General features: G+C 40.2%; 17 protein-coding genes. 6 read left to right on the forward strand and 11 right to left on the reverse strand.

The genetic code is table 11. The features are described from left to right. Nucleotides 1–249: 249 nt before the first annotated feature. The 4 genes from NST39_RS10210 to NST39_RS10225 form a co-directional block, all read right to left on the reverse strand. Nucleotides 250–1,386 (reverse strand): conserved virulence factor C family protein, encoded by a 1,137-nt coding sequence (locus NST39_RS10210; RefSeq protein WP_341028219.1) that lies wholly within the window; start codon nt 1,384–1,386, stop codon nt 250–252. 30 nt (nt 1,387–1,416) lie between these two features. Beyond that, nucleotides 1,417–2,028 carry an HD domain-containing protein gene (locus tag NST39_RS10215; RefSeq protein ID WP_341028221.1) on the reverse strand — a complete coding sequence of 204 codons (612 nt, stop codon included), beginning with the start codon at nt 2,026–2,028 and terminating at the stop codon, nt 1,417–1,419. Nucleotides 2,029–2,041: 13 nt separating this feature from the next. Next, nucleotides 2,042–2,524 (reverse strand): glutathione peroxidase, encoded by a 483-nt coding sequence (locus tag NST39_RS10220; RefSeq protein ID WP_044141163.1) that lies wholly within the window; start codon nt 2,522–2,524, stop codon nt 2,042–2,044. Between the two features lie 74 nt (nt 2,525–2,598). After that, nucleotides 2,599–4,281, reverse strand: coding sequence for a formate--tetrahydrofolate ligase (locus NST39_RS10225; protein WP_341028224.1), 1,683 nt, complete (start codon nt 4,279–4,281; stop codon nt 2,599–2,601). A 138-nt stretch (nt 4,282–4,419) separates the two neighbouring features. Between NST39_RS10225 and metA the strand changes: the two genes are divergently transcribed. Both metA and NST39_RS10235 read left to right on the forward strand, forming a co-directional pair. Next, entirely contained in the window at nt 4,420–5,328 is a 909-nt protein-coding gene (metA, locus tag NST39_RS10230; RefSeq protein ID WP_326287214.1) for a homoserine O-acetyltransferase MetA, read from the forward strand. A gap of 228 nt (nt 5,329–5,556) precedes the next feature. Then, nucleotides 5,557–6,708: a diglucosyl diacylglycerol synthase gene (locus NST39_RS10235; RefSeq protein WP_044141160.1), complete on the forward strand. Its 1,152-nt coding sequence runs from the start codon at nt 5,557–5,559 to the stop codon at nt 6,706–6,708. A 34-nt stretch (nt 6,709–6,742) separates the two neighbouring features. Here the strand turns inward: NST39_RS10235 and NST39_RS10240 are convergent, their stop codons facing one another. After that, entirely contained in the window at nt 6,743–7,444 is a 702-nt protein-coding gene (locus NST39_RS10240) for an AIM24 family protein (protein ID WP_044141159.1), read from the reverse strand. Nucleotides 7,445–7,703: 259 nt separating this feature from the next. Between NST39_RS10240 and cspD the strand changes: the two genes are divergently transcribed. Continuing rightward, the gene (gene cspD / locus NST39_RS10245) at nt 7,704–7,904 is read left to right on the forward strand and encodes a cold-shock protein CspD (protein ID WP_003215784.1); all 201 of its coding nucleotides are present in this window, start codon (nt 7,704–7,706) and stop codon (nt 7,902–7,904) included. Nucleotides 7,905–7,949: 45 nt separating this feature from the next. Here cspD and NST39_RS10250 read toward each other — a convergent pair whose 3' ends face one another. The 3 genes from NST39_RS10250 to NST39_RS10260 form a co-directional block, all read right to left on the reverse strand. Beyond that, nucleotides 7,950–8,132: a hypothetical protein gene (locus NST39_RS10250; RefSeq protein ID WP_003215507.1), complete on the reverse strand. Its 183-nt coding sequence runs from the start codon at nt 8,130–8,132 to the stop codon at nt 7,950–7,952. A 169-nt stretch (nt 8,133–8,301) separates the two neighbouring features. Continuing rightward, nucleotides 8,302–8,484 (reverse strand): zinc-finger domain-containing protein, encoded by a 183-nt coding sequence (locus tag NST39_RS10255; protein WP_003215998.1) that lies wholly within the window; start codon nt 8,482–8,484, stop codon nt 8,302–8,304. A gap of 1 nt (nt 8,485) precedes the next feature. After that, complete coding sequence (locus NST39_RS10260) at nt 8,486–9,157, reverse strand: ribonuclease H family protein (protein WP_341028232.1); 672 nt, start codon at nt 9,155–9,157, stop codon at nt 8,486–8,488. A 94-nt stretch (nt 9,158–9,251) separates the two neighbouring features. On the opposite strand from NST39_RS10260, the gene NST39_RS10265 reads away from it, so the two are divergent. From NST39_RS10265 to NST39_RS10275, 3 genes are read left to right on the forward strand one after another with little or no spacing between them, the layout of a single operon-like run. Then, nucleotides 9,252–9,941 carry a queuosine precursor transporter gene (locus tag NST39_RS10265; RefSeq protein WP_003215661.1) on the forward strand — a complete coding sequence of 230 codons (690 nt, stop codon included), beginning with the start codon at nt 9,252–9,254 and terminating at the stop codon, nt 9,939–9,941. A 1-nt stretch (nt 9,942) separates the two neighbouring features. Continuing rightward, entirely contained in the window at nt 9,943–10,338 is a 396-nt protein-coding gene (locus tag NST39_RS10270) for a reverse transcriptase-like protein (RefSeq protein ID WP_341028235.1), read from the forward strand. Between the two features lie 44 nt (nt 10,339–10,382). Further along, nucleotides 10,383–10,508, forward strand: a complete 126-nt coding sequence (locus NST39_RS10275; RefSeq protein WP_003215584.1) for a hypothetical protein — start codon at nt 10,383–10,385, stop codon at nt 10,506–10,508. Nucleotides 10,509–10,646: 138 nt separating this feature from the next. On the opposite strand, the gene NST39_RS10280 is transcribed toward NST39_RS10275, so the two are convergent. The 3 genes from NST39_RS10280 to NST39_RS10290 form a co-directional block, all read right to left on the reverse strand. Beyond that, the gene (locus NST39_RS10280; RefSeq protein ID WP_341028239.1) at nt 10,647–11,534 is read right to left on the reverse strand and encodes a 5'-3' exonuclease; all 888 of its coding nucleotides are present in this window, start codon (nt 11,532–11,534) and stop codon (nt 10,647–10,649) included. Nucleotides 11,535–11,809: 275 nt separating this feature from the next. Then, nucleotides 11,810–12,073 (reverse strand): YpbS family protein, encoded by a 264-nt coding sequence (locus tag NST39_RS10285; RefSeq protein ID WP_265208210.1) that lies wholly within the window; start codon nt 12,071–12,073, stop codon nt 11,810–11,812. Between the two features lie 41 nt (nt 12,074–12,114). Further along, nucleotides 12,115–15,714 (reverse strand): dynamin family protein, encoded by a 3,600-nt coding sequence (locus NST39_RS10290; RefSeq protein WP_341028242.1) that lies wholly within the window; start codon nt 15,712–15,714, stop codon nt 12,115–12,117. Nucleotides 15,715–15,818 lie beyond the last annotated feature (104 nt).

Raw genomic sequence — 15,818 nt, forward strand, 5'->3', positions numbered from 1 at the left:
TTTATTTTACAAATTTTCTGTTTATTTAGCCACCGATGAATGACCGATGACCAACATGGCTGCTGAAGCTAGCGCTCAGCAAGGTTCGTGTCATAAAATCTGACCTCCAATATTCTATATTGGTACTACTATATAGAGTTTTTTCGTATATTTCAACAATATTCAAAATAATTTTTCTAAAAAAATTTTTCTGTCTATGATTTTAGAAAAACAAGCTGCCTATCATTGGCAGCTTGCTCATAAGTCTCATCATTCTGATGCATTTTTTCTACTTTCTGTCATTTGCTTCCATACTGAACCTTTCGCTTCTTCTCCGTGCTCAATGCGCTCAATCGCCATTTTCACTTGAAGGCTGACTTCAAATTCAGGGTCTTGCTCAGCTTCTTTTAATGCGTCAAGTGCTGTTTCGTCACCTTCTTCATAAAGAAACATCGCTGCACGCCAGCGAACAAGTTTACTTGGGTCCTTTAATGATTCGATCATTGCTTCTATAGCGTTCGGGTCACCAAGGTCTGAAATGCAGTCTCCAGCGGTTCTGCGGACCGTCACTGTTTTATCTTTAAGCCCCCTATATAAAATAGGCAGAATAGCAGGATCTTCAATCATTCCAGCATTCACAACGGCTTGTCTGCGAATCGATGTTTTAGGGTCCTCCATTGCTTTCATTAAAACAGGTATATCCTTTTGCTCTGGCTGCATTTGCTCTAAATGGGCAAAACGCTTTTTCCAATCTTCCTCGCGCAGCATTTCTTCTGTCACATCATATGCCTTTCGGTTCACCTGTCGATCTACAGCTTCTTGTCCTTCTTTGACTGCCTCTGTTAAGCGGGCTAAACGTTCATCATCATAGGCTGCTTGGAGCTCTTCTGTCACTTCCTGGCCGATATCTGCAAAGTCACCAAAACGAACGCCATGTTCTTTCCACACACGTTCAAATACGACATTGTCTGAACTGCTTCTGAGCTTTAAAATGGCTGCTTGGAAGCGTTCAGGCATGCCAAACCGCTCTTCTCTTTCACCGTCTGTTAATTTGACTTGCATCGGAATCCCATTAAACATTTGGACGAACACTTTGACTTCGCCAAATGTGTCACTCCCAGACTGCGATCCTTCTTGAAGGCCTTCTGTTTCTTGACCAAAGGCTTCTCTGACCTGCTGCAAAATGCCCTGCCAGTCAAACTTTGCATTACGCTCAACCGCTAAGAAATCTGCGACATGATAAACACCTTTTACACCTTCAATGTTCAAAATACGCTTAATCATCTCTGGCGCTTCGTCTTTTTGATCCTTTTTGTAGTTGTTGCTTTTCCCGCCGGCAAGTGCTTCTGTCAAAATGACCTTCATCGTATTTGGACTTGGCGTCGGTTCTATCGCTGTTATTTTCATCTATACATCCTCCTTACACACATAAAGACCCTACTCATCTGTAAGGCCGCATTCTTCTTTCCATGTCTTGATAAATAGGCTCATCAAATCATGCCGCTCCTCAGCAAGCTGCTTTCCAGAACGAGTGTTCATTAAGTCTTTTAATTTGAGCAGTTTTTCTTCCATATGTTTTAGCACGGAGCCCTGCTGTGTGTCCTTTGTATAGTGGGGTTCCCCTTTTGCGCCTGCATAAGTAAACACCCTCGCAATACCGGTTGCTCCTATCGCATCGAGCCGATCTGCGTCTTGAACAATGGCCCCTTCTAACGTTATTGGTCTATTCTGCTTATGTCGATGACGAAAAGACATCGTTGTAATGATGTCCATGATATAACGAATATCTCGCGTATGAACTTCCCAAAAAAGGAGCTGATGCTCAAGCTGCTGTGGTGAAAGCTTCCATTCACTCGACAGTTTTTCATCAATGATATCATGAACAATCGCTACCATTTCAATCACAAAAAGAGAGCCGCCTTCTTGATTTGCAATCTGGCGGGCAAGCTGCCGCACACGATCAATATGAGCCGCATCGTGTCCAGTCGGTTCATATTTCAGCCGATCTGAAACAAAGGAGGCAGCTGCCTCCAATTGTTTTTTCTGCATGACGGTAAGCACCTTATTTGTCCAAAAGAGCGATGATGGAGCTTTCTAATTCTTTTGGTGATGTTTTCGGAGAGAACCGCTCAGTGACTTCTCCGTTTTGATCCACGATAAATTTTGTGAAATTCCATTTCACTGTTTTCGTGCCAAGTACACCTTTTGCCTGACTTGTTAAATGTTTAAAGAGCGGGTGCGCGTTGTCACCATTGACATCTACTTTCGCAAACATAGGGAAGGTCACCCCATAATTCAAAGAACAGAATTCTTGAATGGCTTCTTCTCCTTCTGGTTCTTGGTTCATAAATTGGTTACATGGAAATCCTAAAATTTCAAGGCCCTTTTCATGATATTGATCATATAGCTCCTGCAGTTGTTTAAATTGAGGAGTTAGTCCACATTTGCTTGCTGTGTTGACAATAATGAGTACTTTTCCTTTGTAATCTGCCATTGATTTTTCTTGACCGTTAATGGTCTTGACCTGAATATCATAAATTGACATCTCATAGCCTCCTAGGATTCACTTTTCCCTATCGTAACATGCTTCTTTTATAAAATCGCTTTTTATGCTTCCGGTTAAAAGAGTCCTGTCACACTGCCGTCTTCTAATAAATCCATCTCGAGCGCCGCTGGTTTTTTAGGTAATCCTGGCATTGTCAGAATGCTTCCGGTTAAAGCAACAATAAATCCTGCTCCTACAGATGGTTTTAACTCACGAATCGTAACGGTAAAACCTTTTGGTCTCCCAATTAAAGCTGGATCATCCGAAAGTGAATATTGCGTTTTTGCCATACACACCGGTAAATGTCCCCAGCCGTTTTCCTCGATGGCTGCCAGCTGCTTTCTTGCTTTTGAAGTGAGTGTGATCCCGTCTGCTCCGTAAACCACTTTGGCAACCTTAGATAATTTTTCTTCGATGGAATCATGCTCTTCATACAAATAAGAAAAGCTGTTCTTCTTTTTTTCAATAAGTGTTGCGAGTTCTTCGGCAAGTGCTGTCCCGCCTTCGCCACCTTCTTCCCATACATTCACAGCTTTGACTGGATGGTCATGTGCAAGGCACCAATCTTCTATCGCTTGAATCTCTTCTTTTGTATCAGTGATAAACCTGTTTATTGCGATAATGTACGGAAGACCGAAGGCTTGCACAGTTTCAATATGCTTTTCTAAATTATGTATACCTTTTAATACGGCTTGTGCATTCTCTTCTTTGAGTTCTGCTTTCTTCATTCCGCCATGCATCTTTAATGCTCTGACAGTCGCCACAATGACAACTGCACCAGGCTTGAAATCACCAGCTCTTGTTTTAATGTGCAGGAACTTTTCCGCTCCAAGATCTGCTCCAAATCCAGCTTCTGTTACGACATAATCGGCTAATTTCGCCGCCATTTTAGTTGCAATTAAACTATTACATCCATGCGCAATATTGGCAAAAGGACCACCATGAACGAGGGCCGGAGTTCCTTCAATCGTTTGTACAAGATTCGGTTTGAGTGCGTCTTTTAAAAGTAACGTCAGAACACCTTCATATCCAAGTGCACCAACAGTGACTGGCTCCCCATCTTGATTATAGGCAACAACAATAGAAGAAAGACGTTTTTTCAAGTCGGTTAAGTCTTCTGCTAAACAAAGGATGGCCATCATTTCGGAGGCAACCGTGATGTCAAACCCGTCTTCTCTAGGATACCCATTTACCTGTCCACCAAGTCCGACAACGACCTGTCTTAAAGCACGATCGTTTAAATCAAGCACTCGCTTCCATACAATGCGGCGCGCGTCGATGCCAAGTTCATTTCCGTGATGGATATGGTTATCAATGAACGCAGATAAGGCATTATGTGCAGAAGTAATGGCATGAAAATCTCCTGTGAAATGAAGATTGATTTCTTCCATTGGTAACACCTGTGAATATCCTCCACCTGCTGCACCGCCTTTTATGCCCATTGTAGGACCTAATGAAGGCTCTCGCATTGCAATGATTGCTTTTTTCCCTATTTTTTCGAAGGCTTGACCGAGCCCGACTGTGACGGTGGACTTCCCTTCACCTGCTGGCGTTGGATTGATCGATGTGACAAGGATCACATGTCCTTCTTTTTGTTCTTTTAAACGGTCAAAAATAGTCAAAGATATTTTCGCTTTTGTGAAACCATAGCATTCTAATTCTTCGTCATGTATTTGCAGCTTTGCTGCGATGTCTTGAATAGGTCTCAGCTTTGCCTTTTGGGCGATGTCAATATCTGATAAATGCTTTGTGATCATAAATAAACGGCCTCCTTTTTTTCGAGAAACAGCTTTGTTTTTGCTCTGTTTTTCATTGTAACATAATTGAAACATTGAAATATCGCCAGAAAGTTCCTATAATGAAGTGAAATTAGCTTTGATTCAGGGGGTGGCGAGTTGCCTATTAACATACCAGTTCATCTGCCGGCAAAACAAATACTAGAGAGCGAAAACATTTTCGTCATGGATGAGACAAGGGCATTCAAGCAAGATATCCGTCCTTTGAATATCGTGATCTTAAATTTAATGCCAAAAAAAATACAAACTGAAACGCAGCTGCTAAGAATGCTCGGAAATTCTCCTTTGCAAGTGTACTTTACGTTTTTGATTCCAAGTACGCATACACCGAAGAATACGTCGAGAGAGCATCTAGATGAATTTTATACGACCTTTGAATCGATTCGCCATAAGAAATTTGATGGAATGATCATCACCGGCGCACCAATTGAGCATTTAGCTTTTGAAGAAGTTTCCTATTGGAAAGAGCTGCAGGACATCTTGGACTGGAGTAAAACGAATGTGACGTCTACTCTTCACATTTGCTGGGGTGCACAGGCAGGCCTATATCACCATTATGGTATTGAGAAAATCAAGCTTGCTGAGAAAAAATTTGGTGTATTTGAGCATCTTGTGAAAGAGAAAAAAGAAAGATTAGTCAGAGGTTTCGATGAAGTATACTATGTCCCACATTCGAGGCATACAGATATTAATACAGAACAATTAAAAAACACGCCGAATTTAAAAGTATTGAGTGTCTCTGAAGAAGCGGGTGTTTGTTTAATTGTTTCAGATGATGATAAACAAGTATTTTTAACTGGACATCCTGAATATGATACGGACACATTGAAGCAGGAATATGAAAGAGATTTGTTGAAGGGTGATACAGTCCAAAAACCTGTCCACTATTTTATAGAAGATGGTGACACATTAGTCCCAGTGAATCGATGGAAAGCCCATGCCACTTTACTGTTTATGAATTGGCTCAATTATTATGTTTATCAAGAAACACCATACGTTTGGGAATAAAATAGACTGTAGTCTGATGATAAATGGCCAAAATGTGTTAAAATACAAATGGCTCTGTCTTCCATTATCAATTTAGTCTTGTTGTTTTTTAAAATTAGTTTAATTCTTTCGTAACGAATGATATGCTCTCGCTGTTTATATGTTATCTTTATGTATATGTAGACCTATGAGATTAATAGTTTTCGTACGAAGTTTTGTTGTTGTTGATTACATTTGAGGTGAATATTCTTGAATACCAATAAAAAAATATTAATCTTGACCGCAAATTATGGAAATGGACATATGCAGGTGGCTAAAACACTGTATGATGAGTGCAAATCTCAAGGCTTTGAGCATGTTGTAGTTTCTAATTTGTATCAAGAATCAAATCCCATTGTGTCGGAAGTGACTCAATATTTATACTTGAAGAGCTTTTCCATTGGGAAACAATTTTATCGCTTGTTTTATTACGGTGTAGATAAAATTTACAATAAACGCAAATTTAACATTTATTTAAAAATGGGAAATAAGCGTCTTGATGAACTTATTCAATTACACAATCCGGATATCATTATTATTACATTCCCGATGATTGTTGTTCCTGAATACCGGAACAAAACAGGAAAAGTCATCCCGACATTTAATGTCATGACAGATTTCTGTCTTCATAAGATTTGGGTACATGAAAACATCGACCGGTACTATGTTGCAACCGATTATGTGAAACAAAAATTAGTGGAAATCGGCACACATCCAAGCGATGTCAAAGTGACAGGCATTCCTATTAGACCACAATTTGAAGCAGACGTGCCAAAATCGAAGATTTATAAAAAATATGGATTATCATCAAACAAAAAAGTTCTTCTGATTATGGCCGGTGCTCATGGTGTACTGAAAAATGTCAAGGAATTATGTGAAGCGTTGCTTCTAGACAGTGAAGTACAAATTGTTGTTGTATGCGGAAAGAACGCAGCGCTGAAACAATCACTAAGCGATCTTGAACAAGCACATCCAGATCAATTGAAGGCGCTTGGATATGTGGAACAAATTGATGAATTGTTCAGAGTAACAGATTGTATGATCACAAAACCAGGTGGCATTACTTTAACAGAAGCAACTGCAATCGGCGTCCCAGTCATTCTTTACAAGCCTGTCCCTGGACAAGAAAAGGAAAATGCTCATTTCTTTGAAGATTATGGTGCAGCCATCGTCATCAACAGACATGAAGACATTTTAGAATCTGTGACCAACTTGCTTCAAGATGAAGAAAAGTTAGAAACCATGAAACAAAACATGAAAAATCTTCACTCAAAGCATTCTTCTCAAACCATATTGGAAGATATCGTTGAGCAATCAGATCTCATCACGAATAACAAAACGTATGCTCGCGCATTATCATAAAAAGGTGTCCGTCAATGACGGACACCTTTTTTCTTTATCCTTGATTTCCATTTGTTGTGTACACTTCTTCAAACGGCTGCACGACAACAAATCCGCTTCCGCTAAATTTCATTTGAATAGACTCTCCGCTTCCTCTGCCAATAAAGGTTTTGAATGAAACATCTGTTACAAATTCAGTTTTTAAATCCCCTGACCATGCAACTGTCGCATTTGGATCTGTATAGACAGAGTCACCCGGCTGAACAATCAATGTGAGCGGCTCATAATGACTCGTAATCGCAGCAAGGCCTGGTCCTTCTAATTTGACATTAAATAATCCGCCTGCAATCATCCCCGATACTTTTTTCATCAATTTGATATCCCAGCGGACTGAAGGCTCAAATGCGAGCAAATCATTCCCATTCACAAAAATGGATTCGCCTTGAGCCAAACGAAGAATTGAGATTTTTTTGCCTTGATCTGCCACATATAATTTTCCATCACCTGTTGCCTTCATGAGTGAAGTGCCTTCTCCTGACAGCATTTTTTTGAACATCTTTGAGACGCCATGTTCAAACACGCCCTCACGTTCAAATTTGATTTTGCCTCGGTACGAAACCATGGAACCTGTTTTTGCCCAAATGGTATCAGTCAAATTAATTTCTAAAAGTCTTGGTGTTTCAAGTTCGAAGACCCCTTCTCCCTTATCTTCCTGCTGCGTATTCTGAACAAATTCTTCGAGTGTATAACGATTCATGATAGCACCTCTTTCTGTATTTTTTTTATATACGGACAAACTGTGCATAAAGTTTCAGAAAATGGGGACGGTTTAGCTATTATTGTTATTTGTCAAAAAAAATCAAACATTCTGCTCAAAATTTGGCTCTCCCGCTTGACGCTTTACTTTTAATGGTGTATAGTAGAACCATCATTTAACAACTGTAAAGTCGTTAGGTGATGAAAATTTTTTTTAGTATGCCAAAAGGTATGCTACAGTACTAGGAGGAAAAAGCAATATGCAAAACGGTAAAGTAAAATGGTTCAATAATGAAAAAGGTTTCGGCTTCATTGAAGTTGAAGGCGGAGACGATGTATTCGTTCACTTCACAGCTATCGAAGGTGACGGTTACAAGTCTTTAGAAGAAGGACAAGAAGTTTCTTTTGAAATCGTTGAAGGTAATCGTGGACCTCAAGCTGCAAACGTAACAAAAATCTAATCAACCAAATCAATGATGCAAAATAAAGAGAGGCTTATGCCTCTCTTATTTGATTTTCAGCTGAATTTCAATTGCTAAAATATTTTGCTTCAGTCGTTGTTCAATTTCAGAAATATCTTTTTCGAGAAAAGGTCTTCCCTTCTTTGCTACATCTACAAGTTGCTCTAGATCGCTGTACACCTCTTGAAATGTTCGATGTAATACCGTTTCGAACTCCTTATTATTCATACCGGCCTTCCCCTTTTCCTCTAATATCCGTCACTTAGTCAAAAAGTAACTCAACCAAAACTTTCTATAGTTATATCGGCTCATTTTTCGGAATATGTTCTTTTTTTACACATTCTATCCGTTTTTTTTCAAGAGCGAATGTTTGAGCAGGAAAAACCGGTGCGTCCGTTTATTTTTTGAGCAGAGTCTGACCATATTCTTTTATCTTCTCTCCAACGGTGCATTGCTGTATACAAAAGGAATGGGCGTATTTTTTGCCAAATTCTTTTCGAAAATGCTTCTTAATCAAACAATCTGAACAATACGTGTCTTGAAGATCGGTCAATTCTTGTACTGCTGTTTTTTTATCCACATTATTCAGCTCCGTCTGCTTCTAATTTCAATGTACTTTCGATTGGGACGTCTGCAAGAATCTGTCTTGCAAGCTGATCCGCTTCTGCATTTTGTTTCCGATCGATGGCTTCATAGGTTGGCGTCAGCTTCAGCTCTTTTAAAGCCGCTTCAATTCGATCAAGCCATTTGTTATGTACATCATCATAACAAGGCCATTCTCCTTTTAACTGATTCATGACAACAAGTGAATCTCCTCTAATCGTGACAGAATTTCTGCTTGCCCCAAGGTCTTTTAAAACTTTTACTGCCTCAAATAAAGCCGCATACTCTGCTTCATTATTGGTGCTCCCTTGGAAAGGCTGATTTTTTCTCAATCGATAAGCGTCTTTTCCTAGCTTATAGTAGATGACAACCCCAAGACCAGAGTCACCTGTTTCTTTGTGAAAACTTGCATCAAAATAGACTTGAAGCTGATCCGGTTCAAGCTTTAATTCTTCATTTAGCTTTTCAAGTTCTTTTATAGACCACATAGCCCCTTTTTCATCTTCAAATGACAGAAGTGACTGGGGTTCTTTTTTGTCGATATGTTTTGCTAACCTCAAGGCCTCTTTTAGCTCCAACCAATCTTCTTGGTAAAAAGCAACGGACCCAATTGATTTCACTTTCATTGTGTAGTGTGCTCTTAATTTCATCGATCACATCGCCTTCCCGTGCTTTTAAGGTAAACATACGTTATGCTATAATCAAAAAGTTACATTTTACAATGAGAAAGGAAGTTCATGTCACTTGTTTAATGAAGGTATTTGGATCTTATTTGCGATCATTAATTTTATCATTGTTCTTCTATTTTATAAAGGATTTGGCAAGATGGGCCTTTTTGTCTGGATTGGCTTTGCGACGGTTGCCGCAAATTTACAAGTTGTCAAAACCGTTGAATTATTCGGCTTAACGGCAACACTTGGAAATATTTTATATGGCAGTGTGTTCTTTGCAACGGACGTATTGAATGAAAAATATGGACAAAATGAAGCGAGAAAAGCTGTCTGGATTGGTTTTGCCACCCTTTTAACACTAACTGTTGTCATGCAGGAAGCTTTGCTTTTCCACCCCGCTCCATCTGATATCTCACAATCATCGCTGGAAACCATATTTGGCTTTATGCCAAGGGTTGCACTTGGCAGTCTCGCTGCTTATATCATCAGTCAAATGCTAGATGTTTATGTATATTCGTTTATTCGCCGGATATTTCCTTCCGATGGCGCGCTCTGGGTGCGCAATGCCGGAAGTACGATGATTAGCCAGCTTCTTGATACATTGATTTTCACGACCATTGCCTTTCTTGGCACGTATCCATTTCATGTATGGATAGAAATCTTCATCACGACATATGTCATTAAATTTATCGTCGCTGCAATTGCAACACCTTACGCGTATGCAGCGAAAAAAATGGTTCCGCTTGATGAAAGGGTGAAATGATGTGCCTGCAGAAATATACATTGACGGTGCCAGTGCAGGGAATCCAGGTCCCTCTGGCATCGGCATTTTCATCAAATATGATGGAAAGGCTGAATCCTTTTCCATTCCTCTTGAACCCATGAGCAATCACGAAGCAGAATTTTCTGCTCTGATCGAGGGGATGAAAATATGCGCAGAAAAAGGATTGCGTACCGTTTCATTTCGAACAGATTCACAAGTAGTTGACCGGGCAGCGAATGCAGGATTTGCTAAAAATCAAGCCTTTCAGCACTTTATCAAAGAGATGACCCAGCTTCAAAGCCAGTTTGATTTATTTTTTATTAAATGGATTCCGAGTAAGGAAAATCAAGTAGCAGATCAGCTCGCTAGAAAAGCGATTCACCTATCTAAAGGATGAATCGCTTTTTTTCGGTTATGCTAATGTGTGTGAGGTGATACTGATTGGATAAAGAAAATAAAGGTCGTGTCACAAATGGGACAACCCCACAAGGTGATGCGCAAACAAAAGATAAACAGCCACTATCTCAGCTGGAAAATAGAGCGAAGAAAAGCAATACAAAAAGATGAACCTGTCAGCGTGATAGAAAACCTTTGCAGTCTAGGAAGGCCGAGTACCGGAGCGGAGTGAATTGAACATTCGTGAGCACCGAAGCGCAGACCTGACACCGAATGCGAGGGGTTGTCTACACGCTAAAGAGATCGGCTTTAGCTGATCTCTATTGTACTTAAACGATTCATCATCGGTTCGATTCCTTTGATTTGATGGTGCCTCAGCATAGCAGCAGCACGTTCTTGATTGATGTTCATTTTCGTCTCATCCATTGGACAGCTGAGCGGGACATCACATTTAATCTCTGCCAATAGACGAGAAAGCTTCAAATCTTCTAATCCTGCTTGCATTTTCTTTTGCTGCGTAGCCGTTAGTTCATGGACATTTTCTAACAAACCGTCAATCGTTTCATATGTTTGAATAAATTTTAAAGCAGTTTTTTCTCCGATTCCTTTGACACCTGGATAATTATCACTTGCATCACCCATGAGTGCTTTCATATCGATGAGTGCCTTTGGCGAGATTCCCATTTCCTCTTCAAATAAGGCTTTTGTATAATGCTTATAATTGCCAATTCCTTTTTGCATCAAGGCAACAGTCACTTGTTCATTCAAAATTTGCAGCAAATCTTTGTCACCAGTTAGGACAGTCACGCGTGCTTCTTTTTCGTAAAGCGCAGCAAGTGTACCAATACAATCGTCTGCTTCAAAGCCCTTTAAACCAATGTTCACAATTCCTAGTTCTTCTGTAGCCTCTTTTGCTAAATCGAATTGCGGAATGAGCTCGACAGGCGCCTCTCCTCGATTCGCTTTATAATCTTGAAACAATTCGTTTCGATAGGTTTGGCTTCCCATATCCCAGCAGCACACAATATGAGTTGGCTCAAATGTCTGTACAGCTGTTAATAAGTGCTTCAAATAGCCATTGACTCCATTTGTCGGCACACCGTGGTCATTTATCATAAAATTGCGATGGACAGCCGTTGCATAAAACGATCTGAACAAAAGCGCCATTCCATCTACAAGCAGTACGTGTTTATTCATTCTTATAAACTCCCTTTTTCAAAACAATACTCCTATTCTATCACAGAACGTAAAACTAGACATAAAAAAGGCGCCTTCTTCTTTTAGCAAAGAAGAGGCAGCCCGTTTATTTTTGACCGTATTGCATTTTTTTCGACTCTGCTTCTGCATAGGACGGCATGTCTTTTTGTTTAGGGTCACGCTCATCCTGCTGCTTTGTCTGTTGCTTTTTTTTCATGATCATTCCCCTTTCTCGGTACATTCATTAAGATGACCAAAAAAGAGAAAGTTACTCTTTACTTCTGTTTCTGCTCGACATACTCCCTGACCATATCATTCGTCACAAGCTTACGCAGCGGAACAATACCGCCTCGTGCAAGCTCATTCATCTTCGACGTAATGGCGTTGATCTCGTCTGTTGTAAATGGCTCGTTTTGTTCACATTTGACGACAGCCGTCTCTATTGCTTGTTCTCTTTTCTGTTCAAGCTCAAGAAAGGACTGAATATGAGCATGCTGCTTTTGTGAGTGTGCTGAAATCTCTTCGTGTACGCTCGTCATTTTCTATCAACTGCTTTCTTTTTTATTTAGTCTACCATGAATCAAATGGTTTTCAACTGGTTCTTCCATTCGGTTGTTTGTTCATAAACTTGTTCAATAACCGCCTGCTCTTTGGCATCTGTCGTTAGGCTCGTGATAAATGTTTGTTTTTGTTCACTTAGCTGCTCGAGCGCTTCTGTTTCATATCTTTCCGTAGACGTCTTCACCATCATGTCGTACCTGCTCAGTAATTCTTCTTTTTCTTTATCAGCCCATTTCGTGGTTAACTGATGAAGAATGTCTCGAATCGCTTCAATAAACGCAGCCTTTCCATTCTGTTCAAAGAAAGCTTTCGCTGATTTTTGTTTCTTTAAGAGCGGTTCGAATGGCGTCAGTTCAGCTTCGACTTCAATTTGTTTCAGCTCAGCATTTTTCTCTTCTGGCGGCGACAGTGAGAGAGAAAAGTAAGGGTCTTCTGCACATGCCGCCTGCAATCCTTTCTCCCACTCCTCTTGGAAGTATTGATGAATAAACGATTCCATCCGGATATCAAGTGCCTTTAACTCCTGTACAAATTCAAATTCATAATCCTTTAGTGCCTTCTCAAGTGCTTTTTTCAATTGCTGTCCGAAATTCCCTTGAGATATTCCAGGATAAAAGGCTGTCTTAAACAGATCATTCGCAAATAGTGATAGGCGCTGCACAATATGATAGAGCTGTTCATGTAAGTCCTTTTTCACGCTTTCTGTCACTAGCTTAGATTGTTTAATATGACTCATTTGATCAAGAATTGCTTCATAGGATGCGTTTATCTTTTTCTTTTCCTCTTGCTTCTCATCTTCTGACTGATGCAGCGTCGCATGCAGTTTGTCGACTGTTCTACATAACGTACGTGCTTCAAAATACAACAGCTCGATCGCATCTTTCGTTAATTCTTCCTCTATAAAATAGTCGAGCTGCTTTCTAAACTTTGCGTATTGATTATAAGCTGTCTCTCCCTTTCCTTCGATCTCTTCCTTACTGGACACATGATGAAGGTTTGGGTTTCTTATGCCTTCTTTTGTGAGCTCATTTTTTACATAGTCAAAGACGGTGTCAAGCTCTGCTTGATCCTTTGCGAGATCAGCTGCATTGATAATAAAGAACATTTTATCCATGCTAAATGAATCTTTTACAAGCCCAAGCTTACGTAAAAATGACCGATCTGCCTTCGAAAAAGAGTGCTGGTAGTAAGTTAAATAAAGAAGCGCATCTGCGTCCTTCATATATTGAAAAGCGATCTCTGTATGACGCTTATTCATACTGCTAGCGCCTGGCGTATCAACAATAGTTAGCCCTTTATCTGTTAGAGGTGTACTTAAATAAACCGTCACTTCCTTCACCACACAAGAAACAGCTTCTTCCGCCACATATGGCCTAAGTTCTTGAAGGGTGACATGAAGCGGCGTTTGCTTCGTAATCTGATCACCGAAACGGGTATGTGCTTGTAAAAAATGTTCAACAATGACGCGGTGATCTTGTTCAAGCTGTCTTTTTTTGAGCGTTCGTTTGAGCTTGGATGTAAACGTCTCCCCTTTTTCTTCTGAGATCGGAAATCCTAGGATCTGATTGAGCTCCTCAAATATATCATGTTCTGTTTTGAATACCACTTTGACACTTTCATGCGGGTGATCTTCCGTCGGCCGCGTCAACTTGTTAATGGTTGCCGTTGTTGGTGTGGGAGAGGATGGCAGCACCTTTCTCCCGACGAGGGCATTTGCAAAGGAAGATTTCCCCGAACTAAAAGCCCCAAATAAAGCGAGTGTGAATTCTTTCGCTTGCAGCCGTTTTGTTCGTTTTTCAAAGGACTTTCTTTGAGATTGGAGCGCATCTAATGGCAATAAAATCTGAGAAAGATGTTCAAACTGGTCAATCGACTGTGCCGTCGTGACATGCTGTGACTGACGCATTTGAGGTTGATCAATCTGCTTGTTCGGTTTTTCTTGGTCGCTCTCTTCAGGATGAATGGTCGCTTGATCCTGCTTTAGCTGGTCATGCTGCATTTGTCTCTTTTTCGCATAAAACCAATCTTCTTCGATCTGTTCATCCGTTCCATTTTGCCAAATATCCCATACATGCTGAATATCTCGCTTCATTTGTTCATTTTTTTTGATGCATTGCTCGAGCGTTTGGAGCTCTTTTGCAGACTGAACCCATTTGACTTGCTGCTCTGCTTTATCTTCCATAAGCTTGGCTTTCAGCGACTCCACCATTTGTTCAATCAGTGGCATCGCTTGCTGCTTAGCCTGTCTTCTTAAGGCTTCGCCAGCATCTTTTGCATATTGCAGTACGTATTCATTGGAGAACGTTGCTCCATGATGAATCACACTTTCAAGAAGTGATTCTTGTACAGGTGTTTCAAACGCCATCACTTGATTTAATAACTCTTCACCAAGTTGATGTTTCTTGACTTCTTTTTTTAGTAGCTCAGCAATATGCCAGTCCACTTCTGCCTTCATTCTCGCTTTGACATCTGTTAAGAAGTCAGTTGCGCGTTTTTCTTTTTCCTGCTCAGTTTTATTTTTAGCAAAAAGCAGTCCCACTTTAAAGCCAGATGCTTTTGATTCAATATAGTCGCTTGCGAGTTCTCTCATTTTAAATGGCGTTAGGTTGGCATTTTTCAAAATGCTCTCGACTTCAGTAGATACTTCTTCTTCTAACTGTTTGGCTCCATTTTCAATGAAGTGATTTTTCGCTTCCAATTCATTTACTTCTTTTCTTTTTTCTTGGAGCTGTGACCCAAGCTCCTCACCTTGCAGGTCTTCTTTTAACGAGTCAATGTGTTCTTTTAAGACATGCTCAATTTTCTGCTCCGTATAAGCCCGAAGTGATGCTTTCGGCAACGTCTGTAATTCTTGCAGTTTTTTGATTAAACGAATCATTTCATTTCTTGGATGCGTCTCATCGGTTACAGATGTAAAGTATAGATGATCTTCTTCAATGCCTTCTTTAAGGAGCATGTCAACCACTTGATTTTTGTAGTCTTCAAATGCTGTCTCATGCTCATCATGCCGGTCCACTTGATTCACGATGAAATAAAGATTTGGCACTTTTTCTTTAATGGAGCGAATGAAACGAATGTTTTCTTCAGAATGAACATGGTTGTAGTGAACGACATAAAAAAGAGCATCTGCTTGATGAAGAATAGACGCAGCAGACATAAAGTGGGCATGATCCGTTGAATCAATTCCTGGCGTATCAATCAGTGCCACCTTTTCTTCAAGACCTCTATAGTCACCGCTAATTTCCACCATCTCAATCTGTTCTCCATCCTTACAGAAACGCTGTACTGCTTCTTTATCATAAGAGCCGTTCATTTTTGCAAAACGGCCATCAGAGGTGTGAAGCTGCACTTCACTTTCGCCTTTCCTCACGACGACCAAGTTTGCACTTGTTGGGATTGGGCTCGTTGGCAAAATGTGATCATGAAGCAGATGATTCACAAGTGATGACTTTCCAGCAGAATAGTGACCGGTAAATGCGATATATACTTCTTCTTCTGCTTCCTTTTTGATAATCGATGCAAGTTTGGCAGCGCGCTCATGATCATCCCTTTTGAGAAAGCTTTGATATAAAGCGCCTGTAGTTTGAACGAGCGAATCTCGAATAGACAAGTCTTTCATGACGATAAACCCCTTTGTTTTTAGAAAAGTCAGTTATGTATGTGATACCATTTTACACAAAATAAAGAGAATTTTCTTCTCATCTGAGGAAATAAAAAAAAATC

Origin of the sequence: Bacillus sp. FSL W8-0645, from assembly GCF_038007905.1 — a bacterium.
In the GTDB taxonomy this organism is placed as follows: Bacteria; Bacillota; Bacilli; order Bacillales; family Bacillaceae; genus Bacillus; species Bacillus pumilus.

What these genes read in the sequence shown, in the direction of transcription:
- NST39_RS10210 (WP_341028219.1), bottom strand. Translation starts at nt 1,386, where the DNA reads ATGAAAATAACAGCGATAGAACCGACGCCAAGTCCAAATACGATGAAG.
- NST39_RS10215 (WP_341028221.1), bottom strand. Translation starts at nt 2,028, where the DNA reads ATGCAGAAAAAACAATTGGAGGCAGCTGCCTCCTTTGTTTCAGATCGG.
- NST39_RS10220 (WP_044141163.1), bottom strand. Translation starts at nt 2,524, where the DNA reads ATGTCAATTTATGATATTCAGGTCAAGACCATTAACGGTCAAGAAAAA.
- NST39_RS10225 (WP_341028224.1), bottom strand. Translation starts at nt 4,281, where the DNA reads ATGATCACAAAGCATTTATCAGATATTGACATCGCCCAAAAGGCAAAG.
- NST39_RS10240 (WP_044141159.1), bottom strand. Translation starts at nt 7,444, where the DNA reads ATGAATCGTTATACACTCGAAGAATTTGTTCAGAATACGCAGCAGGAA.
- cspD (WP_003215784.1), top strand. Translation starts at nt 7,704, where the DNA reads ATGCAAAACGGTAAAGTAAAATGGTTCAATAATGAAAAAGGTTTCGGC.
- NST39_RS10250 (WP_003215507.1), bottom strand. Translation starts at nt 8,132, where the DNA reads ATGAATAATAAGGAGTTCGAAACGGTATTACATCGAACATTTCAAGAG.
- NST39_RS10260 (WP_341028232.1), bottom strand. Translation starts at nt 9,157, where the DNA reads ATGAAATTAAGAGCACACTACACAATGAAAGTGAAATCAATTGGGTCC.
- NST39_RS10280 (WP_341028239.1), bottom strand. Translation starts at nt 11,534, where the DNA reads ATGAATAAACACGTACTGCTTGTAGATGGAATGGCGCTTTTGTTCAGA.
- NST39_RS10285 (WP_265208210.1), bottom strand. Translation starts at nt 12,073, where the DNA reads ATGACGAGCGTACACGAAGAGATTTCAGCACACTCACAAAAGCAGCAT.
- NST39_RS10290 (WP_341028242.1), bottom strand. Translation starts at nt 15,714, where the DNA reads ATGAAAGACTTGTCTATTCGAGATTCGCTCGTTCAAACTACAGGCGCT.